Origin of the sequence: Pseudomonas sp. Z1-14 (assembly GCF_051132005.1) — a bacterium.
GTDB lineage: Bacteria > Pseudomonadota > Gammaproteobacteria > Pseudomonadales > Pseudomonadaceae > Aquipseudomonas.
This window is the reverse complement of sequence record NZ_CP071646.1, coordinates 4,343,343-4,365,843: the sequence shown is the minus strand read 5'-3', so window position 1 is coordinate 4,365,843 and position 22,501 is coordinate 4,343,343. Positions and strand designations below refer to the sequence as shown.

Sequence of the window (22,501 nt, the reverse complement as noted above, 5' to 3'; positions counted from 1 at the left end):
TTTGGATGATTGCCCGAGGGGGTGGACGGTTTGACTTTAGACTCGTAGGATCTGGCGTATTCGCCAATAAGCCCTCGAATCACGCCAATATGCCAAACACAGCAAAAACCGTTCATGTGCTGGCCTTCGCCAACGTACAAGTGCTGGATGTCACCGGACCTTTGCAGGTATTCGCCTCGGCCAATGATCTGGCCCGCGGGCAGGGTTTACCGGCGCCGTATGCGCCGACCGTCATTGCTGCGGTTGGCGGGGCGGTGATGTCGTCGGCGGGGTTGGCGCTGATGGCCGAACCACTGCCCAGCGAGGGCAGTGACACCTTGTTGATTGCCGGCGGTTGGGGCGTGTACGAAGCCGCGAAAGATCCTGCGCTGGTGGCCTGGGTCAAGGATCAGGGAGCGTGTTCGCGAAGAGTCGCATCGGTGTGTACCGGGGCGTTTCTGCTGGCGGCCAGTGGCTGGCTGGACGGACGCCGGGTGGCGACCCATTGGACCCGTTGTGAACAGCTGGCCCGGCAACATCCAGAACTGCAGGTCGAACCCAATCCGATTTTCATCAAGGATGGTTCGGTCTGGACCTCGGCTGGCGTCACGGCCGGCATTGACCTGGCGTTGGCGCTGGTCGAAGAGGACCTGGGCCGGGCGATGGCGCTGGAAGTCGCGCGGCATCTGGTGGTGTTCCTCAAGCGCCCCGGGGGGCAGTCGCAGTTCAGCGCTACTTTGGCGTTACAGGAGCAGGGCGGTCGTTTCGATAAACTGCACGCCTGGATCGCCGAAAACCTCACCCGCGACCTGGGCTTGTCGAGGCTGGCCGCCGAGGCCGGTATGAGCGAGCGCAGTTTTGTCCGTCATTACCGTGCCGAGACCGGCCAGACCCCGGCCCGCGCGGTGGAACTGATCCGCGTGGAAACTGCCCGGCGGCTGCTCTGCGACAGTGCGATGCCGATCAAGCGCGTCGCCCTGCAATGCGGCTTCGGCAGCGAAGAAACCTTGCGTCGAAGCTTTCTGCGGGGCATGGGCGTGACGCCCCAGGCGTATCGCGAGCGGTTTGCGCTCAGCCCTCAAGCAGATCCAGCAATGCCTTGAGCGTGGCTTCAGGTGCTTCCTGAGGAATGTTATGGCCGACGCCGGCCAGCACGCGGCGCTCGTAGCGTCCGGTGAAATGCGCGGCATCTTCGTCGTGCTCGGGCGCAGGTCCCACGCCGTCATCGGCACCGCACAGGGAAATACTCGGCACGCTGATGGCCGGTTGCGCCGCCAACTGTTCCTCCATCCATTCAAGCGTCGGATCTCCCGGCGCATACATGAAGCGATGGCGATAGGAATGAATCACCACCTCGACAAAATCCGGGTTATCAAACGAAGGCGCGCTCAGCGGATACAGCTCCGCACCGCGCGCCCAGGTCGGCGACCACAGGCGCCAGAGCAATTGGCACAGCTCGCGTCGGTTCTGCTTCAGGCCTTCGACGCCTCGGTCGGTGTGGAAGTAATACTGATACCACAAGCGGTATTCGGTTTCCGGGTCCAGTGGCTGGGTTGATCGAGGAATATTCTGTAGGTTGTAGCCATCGCCGGTGACCAGGCAGCGAACGCGCTCGGGCCACAACGCGGCGACAATGCACGCGGCGCGGCCACCCCAGTCATAGCCGCACAGCGCAGCCTGGGGAATGTCGAGTGTGTGCATCAGGTCCAGCAGGTCCTGGGCCAGTGCCGCTTGCTGGCCGGAGCGGGCAATCGCGGGATTGTTGAAACGGGTCGGGCCGTAGCCGCGCAGGTACGGCACGATGACTCGATAACCGCGTTGGGCCAAGGGCGGCGCAACCTCGTCAAAGGCCCGCGGATCGTAGGGAAAACCGTGCAGCAGGATGATCGGCTCGCCGTTGGCGGGGCCGTGTTCCTCATAGGCGATGCGCAGCAGCGGCGTTACCGCAAAATTGATCTTGGGCGCAGATGTCATGTCGGTCTCCGGCTTCACTCGGTTGGGGTCAGGCGGGTTCCTGGTTCACATATTTGGCCCGGTCTGGCGTGAATGTCACGATCATGCTCGTGTTGGAGCAGGTCAGGGTGCGTTCCTCGGCCAGGTCGATGTCCAGGTCTTCGCCGCGCAGGCCCTGCCATTGGGCCAGATACTTGAGGCAACCGAACTTGGCGGTCTTCTTCAGGCTGCGGCTGACTCCGCCTTTCCAGCCCAGCACCGGCAGCTCTCCGGCCAGGCAGCGTTGCGCCAGTTCAGGGAGCCTCTGCGCCCGGTCGCGGCCGACTTCCCAGCATTTGATCAAGCCCTTGTCCGGGCCGTCCCAGAGTTCTTCGCGGCTCAGCCCGGTTCGGGGTTCGGTGGTGATGGGACGTTGGATATGCGTCATGGTCGGGTCCTTGAGTCGGGTTCTTATCGGGCAGCTCCGCTGCACCCGTGAGTGCATCGATCTTAGGAGAGGGGGGCGGGGCTGGCAACCAGGAGTCACTCAAAGGCGTTTAGCTTTGGCGAAAAGCAGATCCCCCGTGGCGAGGGAGCTTGCTCCCGCTCGGCTGCGCAGCAGTCGTCGTTTTTCAATCCGGAATTTTTGGCGTCGCTGCGCAACCCAGCGGGAGCAAGCTCCCTCGCCACAGGGGTGGTGGTCCTTACAAAAAATTTGGCGAATCAGAATTTTCCGACGAGTCGTGGCGGTTGGTGGTTCGGAAGTTGTTGGGGATAGGCTTTGGTCGTCGCTGCAAAATCAGCGACCGGGCTTGGTCGTCCGGGTTTAGAATGGCGCATTGTCTGCTTTATGGCTGACTGTGCGTGGGAGGGCTGCGGGCCCTGCCGGGTATCCATTCCCTGGTCGACCAACCTGCGCATAGTTCGCCACCCTCTGCTTGGTCGCGGAAATGGCGAACTCCACCGCTGGGGCTCAGCAGTTGATCGAGTTGGGAATACTGCTGGCCAACCGAGCGCTGGATAACGTCGAACTGGCGGAGCCACCGCGCTAGCCCGAACACCGCAGGCCCACTGTGGCGAGGGAGCTTGCTCCCGCTCGGCTGCGCAGCAGTCGTCGTTTTTCAATCCGGAATTTCTGGGGTCGCTGCGCAACCCAGCGGGAGCAAGCTCCCTCGCCACGGGGGATAATCCAAATTTCCCCTCACGGCTGCCAATGATTTTTCTCCCCGCTCAACCTGCGGTCCAGGAAACTCGCCGCGCTGATCAGCGCCAGATGGCTCAGCGCCTGGGGCAGGTTGCCCAGGTGATAACCATGGCTGTCGAATTCCTCGGCATACAGCCCAAGCGGATTGGCGTAGCGCAGCAATTGTTCGAATTCCAGTTGGGCTTTCTCCACGCGGCCGGCGCGGGCCAGGCACTCGACGTACCAGAACGAGCAGGCGACGAACGAACCTTCGGTGCCGCTGAGACCGTCGATGGAGCCGTCGTCGGTGCGGTAGCGATAGACCATGCCGTCGCGCACCAAATCTTTCTCGATGGCGTCCAGCGTTGACAGCCAGCGCGGGTCGCGGGCACTGACGAAGCGCACCAGCGGCATCAACAGCATCGAGCCGTCAAGGGCGGTGCTGCCCAGGCGCTGGACGAAGTGCTGGTGTTCGTCATTCCAGAAATTCGTCCAGATGTCTTCATAGATGGCCTGTCGAGTCTCGTCCCAACGGGCGAACGGGGCGGGCAGCGAACGTTTGCTCGCCAGACGGATGGCACGGTCCACCGCCACCCAGCACATCAGCCGCGAATGCAGGAAATGCTGCTCCTCGCCGCGCATTTCCCAGATGCCCACGTCCTTGTCCCGCCAGATTTCGCACACTTGGTCGACCACATCGACCGTGTGTTTCCAGCCTTGGTGGGAGATGGCTTCGCCGTATTTGTTGACCAGGTACACCGCATCCATCAACTCGCCGAAGATGTCCAACTGCACCTGCTGGTAGGCGAGGTTGCCGATGCGCACCGGTCGCGCGTTGCCGTAGCCGCTCAGGTGCGTCAGCTCGGTTTCCGGGAGTTCGAGCCGGCCGTCCAGGCCGTAGAGGATGTTGAGCTTGGTCGGTTGTTCGCGGCAGTCGCTGACCCGGCCGCGCAGCCAGCGCATATAGGCGTTGGCTTCGTCGACAAAGCCCAGGCGCATGAACGCGTAGACGGTGAACGAGGCATCGCGGATCCAGGTGTAGCGGTAATCCCAGTTGCGTTCGCCGCCGCGTGTTTCCGGCAGGCCGAAGGTGGCGGCGGCGAGGATCGCGCCCTGTTTGCGCGAGGTCAGCAGCTTCAGCGCCAACGCCGAGCGGTTGACCATTTCCCGCCAGCGGCCACGGTAGTTGGATTGGCCGATCCAGCCGCGCCAGAACGCCAGGGTTCGTTCCAGGCACAGGGCACTGGTGTCGTCCACCAGGCGCGGGTCGTCGATGCCACCCAAGAGAAATTCAGCGGTCTGGCCTTGGCCCAGGGTGAACTCGGCCACCGCCGCCTGGCCATCCAGGGTCATGGGCTGGTCGGCACACAGGCGCAGGCTCGGTTGCTGCGGGGCCTCGAAGATGACGTGGTCGCCGTCCTGGCGCGCGGTAGTCGCGGCGCGTGAATAATCATGGCGCACCGCGCAGCGCATGCGAAACGTCGCGCTGCCGACTGTCATGCGCACTCGGCGCATCAAGACCGGCAAATCATCCTCGCTGTCGCCAATGGGCAGCAGATCGGTGATTTCCACCACCACGCCATCGCTCAGCCAGCGGGTCTGCAGGACATTGGTGTCGGGCAGGTAGATTTGCTGGCGACGGGCATCCGGCAAATCCGGAGCAAGCTGAAAGATGCCCGCCTCAGGGGTGTCGAGCAGTGAACAGAAGATCGACGGGCTGTCGAATTCCGGCCAGCAGAAAAAATCCACGCTGCCCCGATCGTTGACCAGCGCCGCCGTGCGCATGTCACCGATGATGCCGTGGTTCTCGATCGGGCTCTGCGGTTCGTCATGATCAGCCATTGCCGCGGAACCCCGGATAGAGGCTCATCCCGCCATCGATGAACAGCGTGGTGCCCACCACATAATCGGACAGGTCCGACGCCAGCCAGACCACCGCGTTGGCGACATCCTCCACATTGCCGACCCGGCCGTAGGGAATCAGCTGCAACAGCTCCTGTTCCTTGTCGCCCTCCATGGCTTCACGGTTGATGGCTGTGCGGATGGCGCCGGGGGCGATGCTGTTGATGCGGATGCGCTGGTGGCTGGTTTCCTGGGCCAGGGTCTGCATGAGCTGATCGATGCCGCCCTTGGACGCCGCGTAATTGACGTGGCCGGCCCAGGGGATGCGCTGGTGCACCGAACTCATGTGGATAATCTTGCCGGCGGCCCGGGACACACCCTGGCGAATGCCCTGGCGGTTGAAAATGCGCAAGGCCGCGCGGGCGCAAAGGAACTGGCCGGTGAGATTGACGCCGATGACGGCGTTCCAGTCGTCCAGGCTCATGTCGACGGCGGCGGCATCTTTTTGCAGGCCGGAGTTGGCGACCAGGATGTCCAGCGCGCCGAACGCGTCCACGGTCTGGGCAAATAGCCGCTCGACGTCCTGTTCCTTCGACACATCGGCACCAATGGCGATGGCTCTGCCGCCGCTGTCGTTGATTTCGCGGGCCAGGTCTTCGGCGGGGCCGGCGCTGGAATGGTAATTGAGCACCACGGCGGCACCGGCCGCCGCCAGTGCCCGGGCCGAACCTGCGCCAATGCCGGAGCTGGCGCCGGTAACCAGAGCAACTTGTCGGGCAAGAGAAATCTGCATGGGATAGCACCTTGAACTGAGGGCCTTACTTGCTGACTGACGACAGGCGCGCAGAGTTCATTTGCAGGCGGCAGTCTTCACATTTCACCCACAGTTTTACGCTTTCCCCGGCACCGTCCTTTGTGGCAAGTTGCAGGCCCTTGTTGAGGCGGCATCCCATGGCAAATCCTTATCGTGAACTGTTCAGCGCACCTGGCAGCCGTGGCTTCGTGCTGGCGGGAATGATCGCGCGCATGCCGATATCGATGACAGGGATCGGCGTGATCACCATGCTTGCGCAGCTCAAGGGCGGCTACGGATTGGCCGGCGCGGTGGCGGCGACGTTTGCCTTGGCGACGGCGTTCTGCGCGCCGCAGGTGTCGCGGCTGGTCGACCGTTTTGGCCAGGGGCGGGTCTTGCCATTAGCGGCGCTGCTGGGTGGCGGGGCGTTGCTGATGCTGCTGTTGTGCACGCGCTTGCAGGCGCCCCAGTGGACGCTGTTCCTGTTCGCCGCCCTGGCCGGTTGCATGCCCAGCATGTCGGCCATGGTGCGGGCGCGCTGGACCGAGGTGTATCGCGGCCAGCCGCAGCTGCGCACTGCCTATGCGCTGGAGTCAGTGTTGGACGAGGTCTGCTTCATCGTCGGACCGCCGCTGTCGGTGGGGTTGTGCGTGGTGGCGTTCCCGGAGGCCGGGCCGCTGGCCTCGGTGTTACTGCTGGCGATCGGCGTGACGGCGTTTGTCCTGCAGCGCGGCACCGAGCCGCCGGTGCACCCGCATCAGGCGCATCATCAGGGTTCGATCATCAGCTCAAGCGACGTGCTTTTGCTGCTGCTGTTGATGGTCGCCATGGGCGTCATCGTCGGGGTGGTGGACGTAGTCAGCGTGGCGTTCGCCCAGCATCAGGGGCAACCGGCGGCGGCGAGCATCGTGCTGTCGGTCTATGCCATCGGCTCGTGCCTGGCCGGCCTGGCGTTCGGCGCGCTGCGCTCGAAACTGCCGTTGCCGCGATTGTTCCTGTACGGCGGGGTGGCGACGGCGCTAACCACGCTGCCGCTGTTGTTGGCGAGCAATATCCTCGGGCTGTCGCTGGCGGTATTTGTCGCGGGGTTGTTCTTCGCGCCGACGCTGATCGTCGCCATGGCCCTGGTGGAACGCATCGTGCCGCCGGCGCGGCTCACCGAAGGCCTGACCTGGCTGGTGACCGGGCTGAGCATCGGCGTGGCCATCGGCGCGGCGGGCTCGGGTTGGCTGGTGGATACGTATGGCGCGCGCAGTGGTTTCTGGCTGGCGATTGCGGCTGGGGCAGTGGTGCTGGGGGCGGCGGTGCAGAGTTATCGCCAGCAAAAATAACGCACAGTCCTTTGTGGCGAGGGAGCTTGCTCCCGCTCGACTGCGCAGCAGGCGCAAATTTGGGGCCGCTTCGCAGCCCAGCGGGAGCAAGCTCCCTCGCCACGAAAGCAAACTTCGGACGCTACCAACCCCGCCCCGAATTCACCCAGAAATTCACTGACAGCGAAGTGGCCACCGATTCCACCTGATGAAACCAGCCCTCCGGCAAAAACAGCAAATCCCCAGCCTCCAGCGTCACCCGCAGGAATGTCACGTCGCGGGCGTGGGGGAAATGCTCGTAGTCCGGCGCGTCCGGGTTGAAGTCGCAACCGTCCAGCCCGCCCTGGGGCGCGGTCGACCAGGTGCCCAGGGCCTCGCGGTGGTGGGGGGCGGCGAGGGTGAAGGTTTTCTGGCCCCAGACCTGGGCGAACAGGTTGTCGGTGTCGTCGCGGTGCAGCGGCGTGAGGGTGCCCTTGGGGCCGATCCAGATGCGCGGCGGAATGAACAGCGATGGATCGAAGTAGGGCGGGTACTTGATCAGCTCCATCAGTTGCGCCGGCAAGATATTGTTGCCCATGTAGGCTGGCGGCTCGCCGTCCGCACCCTTGGCGGCCGGGTTGTCGAGAGACGCGATGAAATCGGCCATGGAGGTCGAGCGAAAATCGCGCTCGGTGGAAAAGGTTTTTTTCACGTAGTCGCCGTGGCGGGTGATGCCTTGCAGCTGGGCAAAATGCACCAGGGATTCTTCCCGGCTGAGCTTGAACAAGGGCCAGTCCTGCAGCGCGTCGCTGATCACCAGCGGAATGCCATGGGGCAGGTAGCGTGCCTGGAAATCCCTCACCGACAGTTCGCTGCGCGGCCGCCGCTCGACGCTGCGTTGGGTCGGCAGGCTCGCGGTGAGGGTTTCGCTGAAGCGCGGCGGGGTCGGGTAGCGTTTGTTCATGTCGACCTTTTCCACCGGGCGATTGCCATGGCGGGCGTGATCGATGATCTGCGGCAGCAACGTCGCCAGGCCCATGTTGCCGCCGATCTTCAGGCGACCGCTGGCGAACAGTTCCTCGACATTGGCCAGGCCGGCCATGATCCCGAGAAAATCCTTTTCCGCGATTTCGATGGTCACGTCGGGGCTGCTGTGCCGACCAGCCTGGGTGTGGCTGCTGGCTTTGACCTCGGACCAGTACGCCTGATGCGGGCCGAACACGAATTGGAAAACGCCGTCGATACCAACGGCGCCGGCGTTGGCGAACAGTTTGCCCAGGATGGTTTGCAGGTCCACGGCGGTCACTCTTGTGGGTTTTGGTCTTAGCAGGTAACGAGGGCCTGGATCAGAAATTTAGCCCTCGCGCCTGACCATCGCCCTAGCGTGTCGCGACGATGAACACCCTCGGGAACGGCAGCAGGACCGACCCATCGTCCAGGGCCGGATAGGCCTGTTCGATGGCCTTGAGGTATTGCTTCAGATAGTCCTCGCGCTGCGCTTCGTCCAGCGGCTCGAGGAATGGCCGCAGGCCGCTGCCCTTGAACCACTCCACGACCCCCGAGGCGCCACCGGCCAGCGGGTGATGGTAGGTGGTGCGCCACACATCGACGCGGGTGCAGTGGGGTTTGAGGATCGAGTAATAAGTGCTGGCATCCTCCACCTCGGTCCGCGAATCCGCCGCGCCGGCCAGTTGACTGGCCCAGGGGCCGCTGGCGGCGATGTCACGCATCAAACGGTGGGACGGTTGGTGCAGGGTGTCAGGCATCTGGACCGCCAGGCTGCCGCCAGGGGCGAGTTTGTTCACCAGCGACGGCAGCAGGGTGGCGTGGTCGGGCAGCCATTGCAGCACGGCGTTGGCGAAGATCACGTCGAAGGGGCCGCTTTCGTTCCAGCGCCCGATATCGGCGGTGTCGAATGTCACGCCGGGCAAGCGCTTACGGGCCGCTTCGACCATGTCGGCGGAACTGTCCAGGCCGCGCACCGTTGCGCCGGGAAAGTGACCGACCAGCAGCTCGGTGGAGTTGCCGGGGCCGCAGCCCAGGTCGATGACCTGACGCGCCTGTACCGGCGGGATGGCCGCCAGCAGATCGCGGGACGGGCGGGTGCGTTCCTGTTCGAACGCGACATATTGTTGGGCGGACCAGCTCATTGTGTTCTCCTTAAGGGCAGACCAGGCCATCGGGCGTGCAGTATAAGACGCATCCGGGCGAAGGGCCGGTGACTAATTCTCCATGGCCCGGCCTCGTTATTCCTTTAATACAAACGATCGGAGAAAACCGCAGTGACCCAACTGACCCTGCTGTGTCTGCCGTATTCCGGCGCCAGCGCGATGGTTTACAGCCGCTGGCGGCGCAAGGTGCCGCAGTGGCTGACGGTGCAGCCGGTGGAGTTGCCGGGGCGTGGGGCGCGTTTCGCCGAGCCGCTGCACACCGACATGGGGCCCTTGGCGAAGCAATTGGCGCGGGAGCTGGCCCCGACCCTCCAGGCCCCTTACGCCCTGTTCGGCCACAGCCTGGGCGCGCTGCTGGCCTGTGAAATCGCCCACGCCTTGCGTGAGCTGGGCTGCCCGGAACCGGTGGCGCTGTTTGCCTCGGGCACCGCGGCGCCGACGATGCGCGCCGACTATGACCGAGGTTTCGCCGAGCCGAAAACCGATGCGGAACTGATCGACCAGCTGCGTACCCTCAACGGTACCAGCGAAGAGGTGCTGGCCAATGAAGAGCTGATGGCTTTGACCTTGCCGGTGCTGCGCGCGGACTTCCTGCTCTGTGGCCGCTACCAGTCAAGGCTTCGGTCACCGCTCAACTGCCCCGTGCACGTGCTCGGCGGCACCGCCGACAAGGCCACCACCGAACAGTTGATCGGCTGGAGCCGCGAAACCAGCGGCAGCTTCTCCGTGGATATGCTGGCGGGCGGGCACTTCTTCATCCATGAACACGAGGCCAGGGTGCTGCGGCTGATCAAGGATCAGCTGAGCGTGCATCACCGGCGACACGGGTTGGCAATCAGCGCATAACCGATTCAAGACCCGCTTTTGTGGCGAGGGAGCTTGCTCCCGCTGGGCGGCGAAGCCGCCCCAAAAGAGATGGCGCATTAAGCCAGGCAGACCGCATCAGCCGGTTTACGACTGCTGCGCAGCCGAGCGGGAGCAAGCTCCCTCGCCACGGTTTTTCTTCATTCCTGACACTTGTTCCCAATCGCTAATTTTTCCGGTTTGCATTCGTTTCATAGGGACGACTTGCCTTTGTGCCTCTGTGCCCACTGATTCCGGATACCCCAGAAATGAATGCTGAAGACGCCTTGAAACTTGCTCGCCGGTTTATCGGGTTGCCCCTGGACAAGCGCCAGATGTTCCTGGCAGCGCTGGACAAGGAGGGCGTGGATTTCAGTCGCTTCCCCATTCCCCAAGGCGTCGAAGCCGACGACCGCCAGGCCCTGTCCTATGCCCAGCGCCGCATGTGGTTTCTCTGGCAACTGGACCCCGACAGCGGTGCCTACAACCTGCCCGGCGCGGTGCGGCTCAAGGGCGCGCTGAGCCTGTCGGCGCTGGAGCAGGCCTTCGCCAGCCTGGTGGCCCGCCATGAAACCCTGCGCACAGTGTTCCAGCGCCAGGCCGACGACAGCCTGGTGCAAGTACCTACCGATGCGCCGCTGGTGATTGAGCAACAGGACCTCAGCGCATTGCCGGCAGGCGAGCGCGAGAACGCAGTACGTCAAGCCGCCGAAGCACAATCGATGCGCCCCTTCGACTTGTCGCGCGGCCCTTTGCTGCGGGTCGAACTGCTCAACCTTGATCAGCAGGAGCACGTGTTGCTGCTGACCTTGCATCACATCGTCTCCGACGGCTGGTCGATGAACGTGCTGATCGACGAGTTCATCCGCTGCTACGACGCCCACGAGGCAGGCGTGGCCCCGCAACTGGCCGACCTGCCGATCCAGTACAGCGACTATGCCCTGTGGCAGCGTCGCTGGCTGGAGGCCGGCGAGCAGGCGCGGCAGCTGGCGTACTGGCAGGCACAACTGGGCGATGAACATCCGGTGCTGGAGTTGCCCACCGACCATTCGCGCCCGGCCATGCCCAGCTATCGCGGCAGCCGCTATGAATTCGCCATCGACGCCGCGTTGGCGGAGCAACTGCGCAGCACAGCCCAGCAGCAGGGCGTCACGCTGTTCATGCTGCTGCTCGGCGCGTTCAATGTGCTGCTGCATCGCTACAGCGGCCAGTCCGATATCCGCGTCGGCGTGCCGATCGCCAACCGTAACCGGGATGAGGTCGAAGGGCTGATCGGCTTCTTCGTCAACACCCAGGTACTGCGTACCGAACTGGACGGCCAGCTCCGTGTCGACGAGTTGCTGCGGCGGGTCAAAGAAACCGCGCTCGGCGCCCAGGCTCATCAGGACCTGCCGTTCGAACGCCTGGTCGAAGCGCTCAAGCTGGAGCGCAGCCTCAGCCATACGCCGTTGTTCCAGGTGATGTACAACCATCAGCCGCACGTGGCGGACGTCACCACGATCCGCACGGCGTCCGGGCTGGAACTGGGCATGATCGAATGGCAGGCGCGCACCACCCAGTTCGACCTGACCCTGGACACTTATGAAAAGGCCGGCACGCTGCACGCGGCGCTGACCTACGCCAACGACCTGTTCGAGGCGCCGAGCATCGCGCGCATGGCCCGGCATTGGCTGCGATTGCTCACCGCGATGATCGCTGATCCGTCCCGGCGCATCGGCGAACTGCCGCTGCTCGACGCTGACGAACACGCCATCCTGGTCCACGGTTGGAACGCCACGGCGCAACGCTACCCGACCGCGCAGTGCATGCATCAACTGATTGAAGCCCAGGTGGCGCGCACCCCGGACGCACCGGCGCTGGTATTTGGCGAGCAAACCCTGAGCTACGCCGAGCTCGATGCCCGCGCCAACCGACTGGCTCACCTGCTGCGGGAGCGCGGCGTGCGGCCGGACAGCCTGGTGGGGATCTGCGTCGAGCGCTCGCTGGAAATGGTGGTGGGCCTGCTGGCGATTCACAAGGCCGGCGGCGCCTATGTGCCGCTGGATCCTGAGTACCCGCAGGAGCGCCTGGCCTACATGATCGAGGACAGCGCCATCGGCTTGCTGCTGACCCAGCGCTCGCTGTCGGCGGCGCTGCCAACCGACGGCGTCGAGGTGATCGAACTCGACCAGGCGGCCGGCTGGCTCGACGGCTACAGCGACCATCGTCCCGACATCACGCTTGATCCGCTGAACCTGGCCTACGTGATCTACACCTCCGGCTCCACCGGCAAACCCAAGGGCGCAGGCAACAGTCACGCGGCGCTGGTCAATCGCTTGTGCTGGATGCAGCAGGCGTATGGCCTGGACGGCAGCGACGCGGTGTTGCAGAAAACCCCGTTCAGCTTCGACGTGTCGGTGTGGGAGTTCTTCTGGCCGCTGATGACCGGAGCCCGACTGGTGGTCGCCGCGCCGGGCGTGCACCGCGATCCGCTGCAACTGATCGAGACCATCAAGCGCCATGGCATCAGCACGCTGCACTTCGTGCCGTCGATGCTGCAGGCGTTCATTCATGAGCCGGGCGTGGAAAGCTGCCAAGGCTTGAAACGCATCGTTTGCAGCGGTGAAGCGCTGCCGCTGGACGCGCAACACCAGGTCTTCGCCAAGCTGCCGAACGCCGCGCTCTACAACCTCTACGGCCCGACCGAAGCGGCCATCGACGTGACCCACTGGACCTGTGTCGATGAAGGCGCCGATTGCGTGCCGATCGGTGTCCCCATCGCCAACCTGCGCACCCATGTGCTTGACGCCGATCTGTCGCCGGTGCCGTGGGGCGTGGCGGGCGAGTTGTACCTGGGCGGGGCGGGGCTGGCGCGCAGTTATCACCAGCGTCCGGCGCTGACCGCCGAGCGTTTCGTGCCGTGCCCGTTCCATGCCGGCGCACGCCTGTACCGCACCGGTGACCGCGTGCGCCAGCGCGCCGACGGCGTGATCGAATACCTCGGCCGCCTCGATCATCAGGTCAAGTTGCGCGGCCTGCGCATCGAGCTCGGCGAAATCGAAACCCGCCTCATGCAGCACCCGCTGGTGCGCGAGGCCGTGGTGCTGGTCCAGGACGGCAAGCATCTGGTGGGTTACCTGGTGCTGGAAAACAGCGTGCCGCACGAGCAGTGGCAGCAGGACCTGAAGGCTTGGCTGCTGGCGAGCCTGCCGGAATACATGGTGCCGACCTATCTGATGCCGTTGGCCAGATTGCCCGTCACCGCCAACGGCAAGCTCGACCGCAAGGCCCTGCCACAACCGGACGCCGCGCCCCGACAAACATTCGTCGCCCCGCAGGATGCGCTGCAAGTTGCCCTGGCCGAAATATGGCAGGACGTACTCGGCGTGGAGCGCGTCGGCCTCGAAGACAACTTCTTCGAGCTGGGCGGCGACTCGATCATTTCCATCCAGGTGGTAAGCCGCGCGCGGCAGGCCGGCATCCGCATTCATCCCCGTGATCTGTTCCAGTACCAGACCGTGCGCAGCCTGGCGCTGGTCGCCACTCGCGACAGCCACAGTGCTGTGGATCAGGCGCCAGTCATCGGCGATGCTGTGCTCGGGCCGATCCAGCGGCAGTTCTTCTCCCAGGCGATGCAGGCCCGTGACCACTGGAACCAGTCGCTGTTGCTGACCGCCCGCGAGCCGCTGGATGCACAGCGGCTCGACGCGGCGCTGACCTGCGTCATCAACCACCACGACGCCTTGCGTCTGCGCTTTGTCGAAGACGCCGACGGTTGGCGGCAGGGCCACGGGCCGCTTGTGCAAAACGCCGATCTTTGGCAACGCGAAGCCCGATCCATCGAAGACCTCGCTGCACTGTGCGACGAGGCGCAGCGCAGCCTGAAGCTGCAGGACGGTCCGCTGCTGCGCGCCATGCTGGTGGACCTGGCCGACGGGAGCCAGCGGCTGGCGCTGGTCATTCATCACCTGGTAGTGGACGGTGTGTCGTGGCGCGTGTTGCTGGAAGACTTGCAGCAAGCCTACGAACAACTGGCGGCGGGCGGCGCGGCCACGTTGCCGGCCAAGACCAGCGCGTTCCAGAGCTGGACCGCGCGGCTGAGTGCCGAAGCTTCGCGCTTCGACGATCAGTTGGCTTATTGGCAAGCCCAGCACCAGGGCGCGGCGGACATTCCTTGTGACCGTCCGCAGGGCAGCCTGCAAAATATCCACGGCGCGAAGATCGAATGGCGCCTGGACGCCGAGCTGACCCGGCAGTTGCTGCAACAGGCCCCAGCGGCCTATCGCACCCAGGTCAACGACCTGTTGCTGACCGCGCTGGCCCGCACCATCAGCCACTGGAGCGGGCAGCCGGGCACGCTGGTGGAACTGGAAGGCCATGGCCGCGAAGAGCTGTTCGACGACATCGAACTGACCCGGACGGTCGGTTGGCTGACCAGCCTGTTCCCGGTGAAGCTCACCGTTACCGACGACCTCGACGGTTCGATCAAGACCGTCAAGGAGCAACTGCGCGGCGTGCCGGACAAAGGCCTGGGGTATGGCGTGCTGCGGCATCTGGCGGCGCCTTCGGTACAAGCGACATTGGCCGGTCTGGCGCAACCGCGCATCACCTTCAATTACCTCGGCCAGTTCGACCGTCAGTTCGACGAAACGGCGCTGTTGCTGCCATCCGGCGAAGGCAGTGGAGTCGCCCAGGACCCGACCGCGCCGCTGGCCAACTGGCTGACCGTGGAAGGCCAGGTGCATGGCGGCGAGCTGGCGCTGAGCTGGGGGTTCAGCCGTGAAATGTTCGACAGCGCGACCGTGCAGCAACTGGCCGATCAATACGCCCTCGAGCTCAAGGCGCTGATTCGACATTGCGTCAGTCTGGCGACGCCGCAAGCGACGCCGTCGGACTTCCCGCTGGCGCAAATCAGCCAGGCGCAGCTCGACCATCTGCCGGTGGCGGCTGGCCAACTCGACGATATCTACCCGCTGTCACCGATGCAGCAGGGCCTGTTGTTCCACACGCTGTACGAGCAGGCAGCGGGCGAGTACGTCAACCAGCTGCGGGTGGACGTGCAAGGCCTGGATGCCGAGCGATTCCGTGCGGCGTGGCAGGCCACCGTCGCTGCGCAAGACATCCTGCGCAGCGGCTTCGTCTGGCAGGGCGAATTGCCGCAGCCGCTGCAGATTGTCCACAAGCAGGTGCGCCTGCCGTTCACGGTGCTTGACTGGCGCGAGCGTGCCGAGCAGAGCCAGGCCCAGGCACTTGCTGCCCTGGCTGACGCCGAACGTGCGCAAGGTTTCGATCTGAGCCAGGCACCATTGTTGCGCCTGGTGCTGGTGCAGACCGGCGCCGAGCAGTGGCATCTGATCTACACCCATCACCACATCCTGATGGACGGCTGGAGCAATTCGCAGTTGCTCGGCGAGGTCATGCAACGCTACAACGGCCACGCGCCGGGCCGCATCGCCGGACGTTATCGCGATTACATCGCCTGGCTGCAACGCCAGGACGGCCAGCTCAGCCAGGACTTCTGGAGCGAGCAACTGGCCGCGCTGCAAGAACCGACCCGGCTCGCCCGCGCGGCCTCGGGCGATGCAGGCCAGAGCGGCCATGGCGATCACTTCCTGACGCTGGATGCGCCACGCACGAAGGCACTGGAGACCTTCGCCCGCCGGCAGAAAGTTACCGTCAACACGCTGGTGCAAGCGGCGTGGCTGCTGTTGCTGCAACGCTATACCGGGCACCAGACCGTGGCATTTGGCGCGACCGTGGCCGGGCGGCCGGCGGATCTGCCCGGTATCGAGCAGCAGGTCGGCCTGTTCATCAACACCTTGCCGGTGATCGGCACGCCGCGCCCCGACCAGACGGTCGGCCAGTGGCTGCAAGCGGTGCAGGCGCAGAACCTGAGCCTGCGGGATTTCGAGCACACGCCGTTAGCGGACATCCAGCGTTGGGCCGGGCAGGGCGGGGAGGCGCTGTTTGACAACCTCCTGGTGTTCGAGAACTACCCGATCGCCCAAGCCTTGCAGCAGGGCACCGACAGCGATGTCACCTTTGGCGACGTGGCCAATCTTGAGCAGACCCACTATGCCCTGAGCGTGGCGGTCACCCTCGGTGAACAACTGGCGTTGCACTACAGCTACGAGCGTCGACAGTTCGCCGACGAGGTCATCAACCAGATCAGCGCTCACCTGCTGCACCTGCTTGAGCAATTCAGCCAGGACGCCGAACGCAGCCTGGGCGAAATCGCCTTGGCCAACGCCGCGGAACACGCGCGGCAACAGGCCGACAATCACCCGCAGCCTTATCCGGTGGACATCGCCGTGCATCAGCGGATCGCCGCGTTGGCGAACGAGCGCCCGCAACGCACGGCGGTGATCTTCAATGGCCGGCACTTCAGTTACGGCGAGATCGACCGGCGCGCAAACCAACTGGCCCATGCCTTGATCGCCCGTGGCGTCGGCGCCGAAACCCGCGTCGGCGTGGCCCTGCCGCGCAGCGAAAGCGTGATCGTCGCGCTGCTGGCGGTGCTCAAGGCCGGAGGCGCCTACGTGCCGTTGGACATCAGTTATCCCCGGGAGCGCCTGGCGTACCTGATGGAAGACGCCGGCCTGGCCTTGTTGATCAGTGACACCTCGGTGGCGGCGCAATTGCCAGTGGCCGAATCGCTACCGCTGCTGGAGCTGGATCGGGTCGATCTGCGCGAGCTGCCGGTCGGTGCGCCGCAGGTGCGACTCGATCCGCAGAACCTCGCCTACGTCATCTACACCTCCGGCTCCACCGGCAACCCCAAGGGCGTCAGCGTGGCCCACGGTCCGCTGGCGATGCACTGCCAGGCGATCGGCGAGCGTTATGAAATGCGTGACAGCGATTGCGAGTTCCATTTCATGTCGTTCGCTTTCGACGGTGCCCATGAGCGCTGGCTCACCAGCCTGACCCACGGCGCCTCGCTGCTGGTTCGCGATGACAGCCTGTGGACCCCGGAGCAAACCTACAACGCCATGCGCGAGCACGGCGTGACGGTGGTGGCGTTCCCGCCGGTGTACCTGCAACAACTGGCCGAGCACGCCGAGCGCGAGGGCAGCCCGCCGAAGGTGCGCATCTACTGCTTCGGCGGCGACGCGGTGGCCAACGCCAGTTTCGAACGGGTCAAACGCGCCTTGCAGCCTGAGTACATCATCAACGGCTACGGCCCGACCGAAACCGTGGTCACGCCGCTGATCTGGAAGGCCGGCCGCGAGGTGGCTTGTGGCGCGGCCTATGCGCCGATCGGCAGCCGCATCGGCGACCGCAGCGCCTACGTGCTCGATGCCGACCTGAACCTGCTGCCACAGGGCATGCCCGGTGAGCTGTACCTGGGCGGCAGCGGCCTGGCCCGGGGTTACTTGAACCGTCCGGGGCTGACCGCCGAGCGTTTTGTCGCCGACCCGTTCAGCGCCGGCGGCTTGCTGTACCGTACCGGCGACCTGGTGCGCCAGCGCGCCGACGGCACCTTCGATTACCTCGACCGTATCGACAACCAGGTGAAGATCCGTGGTTTCCGCATCGAACTGGGTGAAATTGAAGCCAGCCTGCAAGCCCTCGACGGCGTGCGCGAAGCGGTGGTCGTGGCCCAGGAGGGTGCTGCCGGCAGCGGCAAGCGCCTGGTGGCCTACGTCGTGGCTGATCAATGGGTGCCGGATGACTTCGCAGAGAATCTGCGCGAACAACTCAAGGCGACCTTGCCGGCGCACATGGTCCCGGCCTATCTGCTGTTGCTCGAACGGCTGCCGCTGACCCCCAACGGCAAGCTCGATCGCAAGAACCTGCCCAAGCCCGACGCCAGCCAAATGCAGCAAAGCTACAGGGCACCGCGCAGCGCGCTGGAGCAGCAACTCGCGGCGATCTGGCAGGACGTGCTCAAGCTTGAGCGGGTGGGCCTGCGCGATAACTTCTTCGAACTGGGCGGCGATTCCATCGTCTCGATCCAGGTGGTCAGCCGCGCCCGTCAGGCCGGGATTCACTTGACGCCCAAGGACCTGTTCCAGCACCAGACGCTTGAGATGCTGGCGACCGTGGCCCGCCAGGGCGAAGCCGCGCAAGTCATCGATCAGGGCCCGGTGACGGGTGAGCTGGCGCTGCTGCCGGTGCAACGAGTGTTCTTCGAGCAAGCGGTGCCGCAGCGTCATCACTGGAACCAGGCGGTGCTGCTCAAGCCGACCGAGCCTCTGGAGGCGTCGACTCTGAACCAGGCGCTGAGCGCGCTGGTGCTGCATCACGATGGCCTGCGCTTGAGCTTCACGGAGCAGGGCGAAGGCTGGAAGGCGGCTTACCGTCCTGCGGACGTTCACTGCGAAGACCTGCTCTGGACCGTGGACGCACCTGATGCCTCGGCCTTGCAAAGCATCGCCAACGAAGCCCAACGCAGCCTCGATCTGCAAGACGGGCCGCTGCTGCGGGCGGTACTGGCGACCTTGGGCGATGGCAGCCAGCGCCTGTTGCTGGCGGTGCATCATCTGGTGGTTGATGGCGTGTCGTGGCGCATTCTGTTCGAGGATCTGCAACGCGCCTACCGACAGCTGTCCAGCGGCGCAGCGTTGCAGCTACCGGACAAAACCACCTCAGCGCAGGTCTGGGCCGAGCGCCTGCAAGACCATGCCCGCAACCCGGCGCTGCAGCAGCAACTGGCCTTCTGGCAGGCCCAGCTCGAAGGCATCGATGCGCGCTTGCCGATGGATCATCCACAGGGCGGCCAGCAGAACCGCCTTGCGCTGACGGTGCGTACGCGACTGAACGCCGCTCTGACCCGACAACTGCTGCAAGACGCGCCCAAGGCCTATCGCACCCAGGTCAACGACTTGCTGCTGACGGCTTTGGCGCGGGTCATGGTGCGCTGGACCGGCGCCGACAGTGCGCTGATCCAGCTCGAAGGCCACGGCCGCGAAGCGCTGTTCGACGACGTCGACCTGACCCGCACCGTCGGCTGGTTTACCAGCCTGTACCCGGCCCGACTCACGCCGCAGGCCGATCTTGGGGATAGCCTCAAGCAGATCAAGGAACAACTGCGGGCGATCCCGGACAAAGGCCTCGGTTTTGGTGCCTTGGCGCATCTGGCGGATGACGCTACGCGGGCAAGTCTGGCGCGGCTGCCGACGCCAGGCGTGACCTTCAACTACCTGGGCCAGTTCGACGCCAGCTTCGATGCAGCCGACGGCGCCTTGTTCGTGCCGGCCAACGAAGCGGCCGGCGATGAGCTGGACGCTGAAGCACCGTTGTCGAATGTGCTGGCGTTGAACGGCCAGGTGTTCAATGGCGAACTGAACCTGGGCTGGACCTTCAGCCGCGAGCAGTTCAACGAGGCGACCATCCAGGCCTTGGCCGACGAGTATGCGCTTGAGTTACAGCAGCTCATCGAGCATTGCTGCCAGGGCGGACATCACGGCGTGACGCCATCGGACTTCCCGCTGGCGAGCCTGAGCCAGCAGCAACTGGACGGGCTGGCGCTGCCGATGGCGCAGGTTGTCGACCTGTATCCGTTGTCGCCGATGCAGCAAGGCATGCTGTTCCACGGCGTGTATGGCGACGCCACCGGCGACTACATCAACCAATTGCGCCTGGACGTGGAAGGGCTGGACGTCGAGCGCTTCCGCCAGGCCTGGCAAGCGGCGGTGGACGCCCACGACATCCTGCGCACGCGGTTCGTCTGGCAAGGGGATTTGCCGGCGCCGGTGCAGGTGGTCAGCAAATACCTGGAGCTGCCTTACAGCGTGCAGGATCTGCGCAGCGATCCGTTGCCTGACCAGGCCTTGCAGGCCCTGGCCGATGCCGAACGCGAGCAACTGGACCTGAGCGCGTCGGCGCTGATACGCCTGATGATCGTGCGCCTCGACGAGCAGCGTTATCACCTGATCTACAGCCACCATCACATCCTGATGGACGGCTGGAGCAATTCGCAGTTGCTCGGCGAAGTGCTGCAACGCTACAGCGGTCAATCCGTCGCCGTGTCCGGCAGCCGCTACCGCGACTACATCGCCTGGCTGCAACGCCAGGACGCGGCGGCCAGCGAAGCGTTCTGGAAACCGGCGCTGCAACAGCTGGAGGCGCCGACGCGATTGGCCGATGCGGTGGCTAAACCGGCCGAGATGGGCAGCGTTTACGGCGATCACGTCCACGTGCTGGACGAAGCGTTGACTCGCCGCCTGGAAGCCTTCGCCCGTGCTTCGAAAGTCACCGTCAACACCCTGGTGCAAGCGGCGTGGCTGCTGCTGTTGCAGCGCTACACCGGAAAAACCACCGTGGCTTTCGGCGCAACCGTGGCCGGGCGTCCGGCGGACTTGCCCGGCATCGAGCAGCAGATCGGTCTGTTCATCAACACCTTGCCAGTGATCGCCAGCCCTCGGGCCGAGCAGACCTTGGCCAGCTGGCTGCAAGCGGTGCAGGCGCAGAACCTCGCCTTGCGCGAGTTCGAGCACACCGCGTTGCTGGATATCCAGCGCTGGGCCGGGCAGGGCGGCGACGCGCTGTTCGACAGCCTGCTGGTGTTCGAGAACTACCCGATTGCCCAGGCGTTGGAACAGGGCGCGCCGGACGGTTTGCGCTTTGGTTCGCCGGTGACTCAGGAGCAGACCAACTATCCGTTGACGCTGCTGGTGGGGTTGGAGCGGCAGTTGTCAGTGCACATGAGTTATCAGCGGGCGAGTTTTGCTCCGGATACGGTTGAGCGCCTGGCGGCGCATCTGGGGCAGTTGCTTGGACAGATGAGCGCCAATGGCGAGCGCTGCCTGGGTGAATTGTCGATGCTGGAATTCGATGAGCATCAGCGTTTGACCCATGACTGGAACCCGGTCGATGCGCCGTTCGAACAAGACCTGTGCATCCACCAACTGATCGCCCGCCAGGCGCAATCCACTCCTGACGCATTGGCGGTCACCTTCGCCAACACGCGGCTGAGCTACAGCGAACTCGACGGCCGCGCCAATCGCCTGGCCCACAAGCTCATCGAACTGGGCGTCGGCCCGGAAGTGCGGGTGGGCGTGGCGATGCCGCGTTCCGAGCAGTTGCTGATCGCCTTGCTGGCGGTGCTCAAGGCCGGTGGCGCGTACGTGCCGCTGGACCCGGATTACCCGGCCGAACGCGTGGCCTACATGCTTGAGGACAGCCGGGCGCGGGTGTTATTGACCGAGCAGGCGGTGGCGCAGACGCTGACGGTTCCGGCTGGCACGGAAGTGCTGATGCTGGACCGGATTGAGTTGAGCTCATATCCCTTTAACGCACCGGGCACAACGGTCACCCCAGACAACCTCGCCTACGTCATCTACACCTCTGGCTCCACCGGCAAACCCAAGGGCGTGGCCATCGCCCACCGCAATGTGCTGGCGCTAATCGACTGGTCCAGAACCGTCTACAGTCGCGACGATATCCAGGGCGTCCTGGCATCGACCTCGGTGTGCTTCGACCTGTCGGTGTGGGAGCTGTTTGTCACCCTTGCCAACGGCGGTTCGCTGATCATCGCCCGCAACGCCCTGGAACTGCCGCACCTGCCGGCCCGCGATCAGGTACGCCTGATCAACAGCGTACCTTCGGCGATCGCCGCGTTGCAGCGCAGCGGCGAGATCCCGGACAGCGTGCGCATCATTAATTTGGCCGGTGAGCCGCTGAAGCAGAGCCTGGTGGATGCCCTCTACCCGACACCCAAAACCTGTGGGAGCGAGCCTGCTCGCGAAAGCGCTGGGTCAATCAATGATGGGCTGGCTGATAGGACGCCTTCGCGAGCAGGCTCGCTCCCACAGGTAGGTGTGGGGGTTGAGCATGTCTACGATCTGTATGGCCCCTCGGAAGACACGACTTATTCCACCTGGACCCGCCGCACCGCCGGCGGTACGGCAAACATCGGCCGTGCGCTCAAGCACACCGCCAGCTACCTGCTGGACGCCAACCTGCAACCGGTGCCGCAAGGCGCCTCGGCGGAGCTGTACCTGAGCGGCGCGGGCATCACCCGGGGTTATCTCGGGCGCGCGGCGATGACCGCCGAGAAATACGTGCCGAACCCGTTCTCGACCACCGGCGAACGCCTGTATCGCACCGGCGACCTGTGCCGCTATCGCGCCGATGGCGTGCTCGAATACCAGGGCCGACTCGACCATCAGGTGAAGATCCGCGGCTTTCGCATCGAGCTGGGGGAAATCGAGGCGCGGCTGCTGCAGCAAGCCGAGGTAAATGACGTCGCCGTGCTGGCCCAGGAAGGTCCCGGCGGCCAGCAGTTGGTGGCTTACGTGGTTGCCCCGGCGCTGCAGCAGGACGCTAAAACGCTGCGCGACCCGCTCAAGGCACACCTGCCGGACTACATGATCCCGGCCCACTGGCTGTTCCTCGACCACCTGCCACTGACCCCCAACGGCAAGCTCGACCGCAAGGCATTGCCGGGCATCGAGGCCGGGCGCTCACAAAACGCTTACGAAGCACCGGTCAGCGACCTTGAACAGCAAGTCGCAGCGATCTGGGCCCAGGTGCTCACCGTCGAGCG

At 64.7% G+C, this 22,501-nt stretch carries 10 protein-coding genes (1 of these 10 running past the window's edge); 4 read left to right on the top strand and 6 right to left on the bottom strand.

Features of this window, described 5'->3' with window-relative positions:
• The first annotated feature begins 89 nt into the window (after positions 1-89).
• The gene (locus J3P89_RS19960; protein WP_434695436.1) at positions 90-1,082 is read left to right on the top strand and encodes a GlxA family transcriptional regulator; all 993 of its coding nucleotides are present in this window, start codon (positions 90-92) and stop codon (positions 1,080-1,082) included.
• On the opposite strand, the gene J3P89_RS19955 is transcribed toward J3P89_RS19960, so the two are convergent.
• The 4 genes from J3P89_RS19955 to J3P89_RS19940 all read right to left on the bottom strand — a co-directional run bounded on the left by J3P89_RS19955 (position 1,051) and on the right by J3P89_RS19940 (position 5,729).
• Positions 1,051-1,953, bottom strand: coding sequence for an alpha/beta fold hydrolase (locus tag J3P89_RS19955; RefSeq protein WP_434695435.1), 903 nt, complete (start codon positions 1,951-1,953; stop codon positions 1,051-1,053). The genes J3P89_RS19960 and J3P89_RS19955 overlap by 32 nt on opposite strands.
• 28 nt (positions 1,954-1,981) lie before the next feature.
• Complete coding sequence (locus J3P89_RS19950; RefSeq protein WP_434695434.1) at positions 1,982-2,359, bottom strand: hypothetical protein; 378 nt, start codon at positions 2,357-2,359, stop codon at positions 1,982-1,984.
• A 753-nt stretch (positions 2,360-3,112) separates the two neighbouring features.
• Positions 3,113-4,936 (bottom strand): glycoside hydrolase family 15 protein, encoded by a 1,824-nt coding sequence (locus tag J3P89_RS19945; RefSeq protein WP_434603385.1) that lies wholly within the window; start codon positions 4,934-4,936, stop codon positions 3,113-3,115.
• Positions 4,929-5,729 (bottom strand): SDR family oxidoreductase, encoded by an 801-nt coding sequence (locus J3P89_RS19940; protein ID WP_434695433.1) that lies wholly within the window; start codon positions 5,727-5,729, stop codon positions 4,929-4,931. Before J3P89_RS19940 ends, J3P89_RS19945 begins: the two co-directional genes overlap by 8 nt.
• Before the next feature lie 158 nt (positions 5,730-5,887).
• On the opposite strand from J3P89_RS19940, the gene J3P89_RS19935 reads away from it, so the two are divergent.
• Positions 5,888-7,060 (top strand): MFS transporter, encoded by a 1,173-nt coding sequence (locus J3P89_RS19935; RefSeq protein ID WP_434603390.1) that lies wholly within the window; start codon positions 5,888-5,890, stop codon positions 7,058-7,060.
• Positions 7,061-7,181: 121 nt separating this feature from the next.
• Here J3P89_RS19935 and J3P89_RS19930 read toward each other — a convergent pair whose 3' ends face one another.
• Both J3P89_RS19930 and tam read right to left on the bottom strand, forming a co-directional pair.
• On the bottom strand, positions 7,182-8,315 hold the full coding sequence (locus J3P89_RS19930; RefSeq protein ID WP_434695432.1) for a cupin-like domain-containing protein: 1,134 nt from the start codon (positions 8,313-8,315) through the stop codon (positions 7,182-7,184).
• 82 nt (positions 8,316-8,397) lie between these two features.
• Positions 8,398-9,168, bottom strand: a complete 771-nt coding sequence (gene tam, locus J3P89_RS19925; protein ID WP_434695431.1) for a trans-aconitate 2-methyltransferase — start codon at positions 9,166-9,168, stop codon at positions 8,398-8,400.
• A 132-nt stretch (positions 9,169-9,300) separates the two neighbouring features.
• Between tam and J3P89_RS19920 the strand changes: the two genes are divergently transcribed.
• A complete protein-coding gene (locus J3P89_RS19920) occupies positions 9,301-10,035 on the top strand; it encodes a thioesterase II family protein (protein WP_434695430.1) in 735 nt (244 codons plus the stop codon).
• A 266-nt stretch (positions 10,036-10,301) separates the two neighbouring features.
• A protein-coding gene (locus J3P89_RS19915) for a non-ribosomal peptide synthase/polyketide synthase (RefSeq protein WP_434695429.1) crosses the window boundary here: on the top strand, positions 10,302-22,501 show its 5' portion. The gene runs 229 nt beyond the window's last position; 12,200 of the gene's 12,429 nt are visible here — the first part of the coding sequence; its start codon is at positions 10,302-10,304; the stop codon falls past the right edge of the window.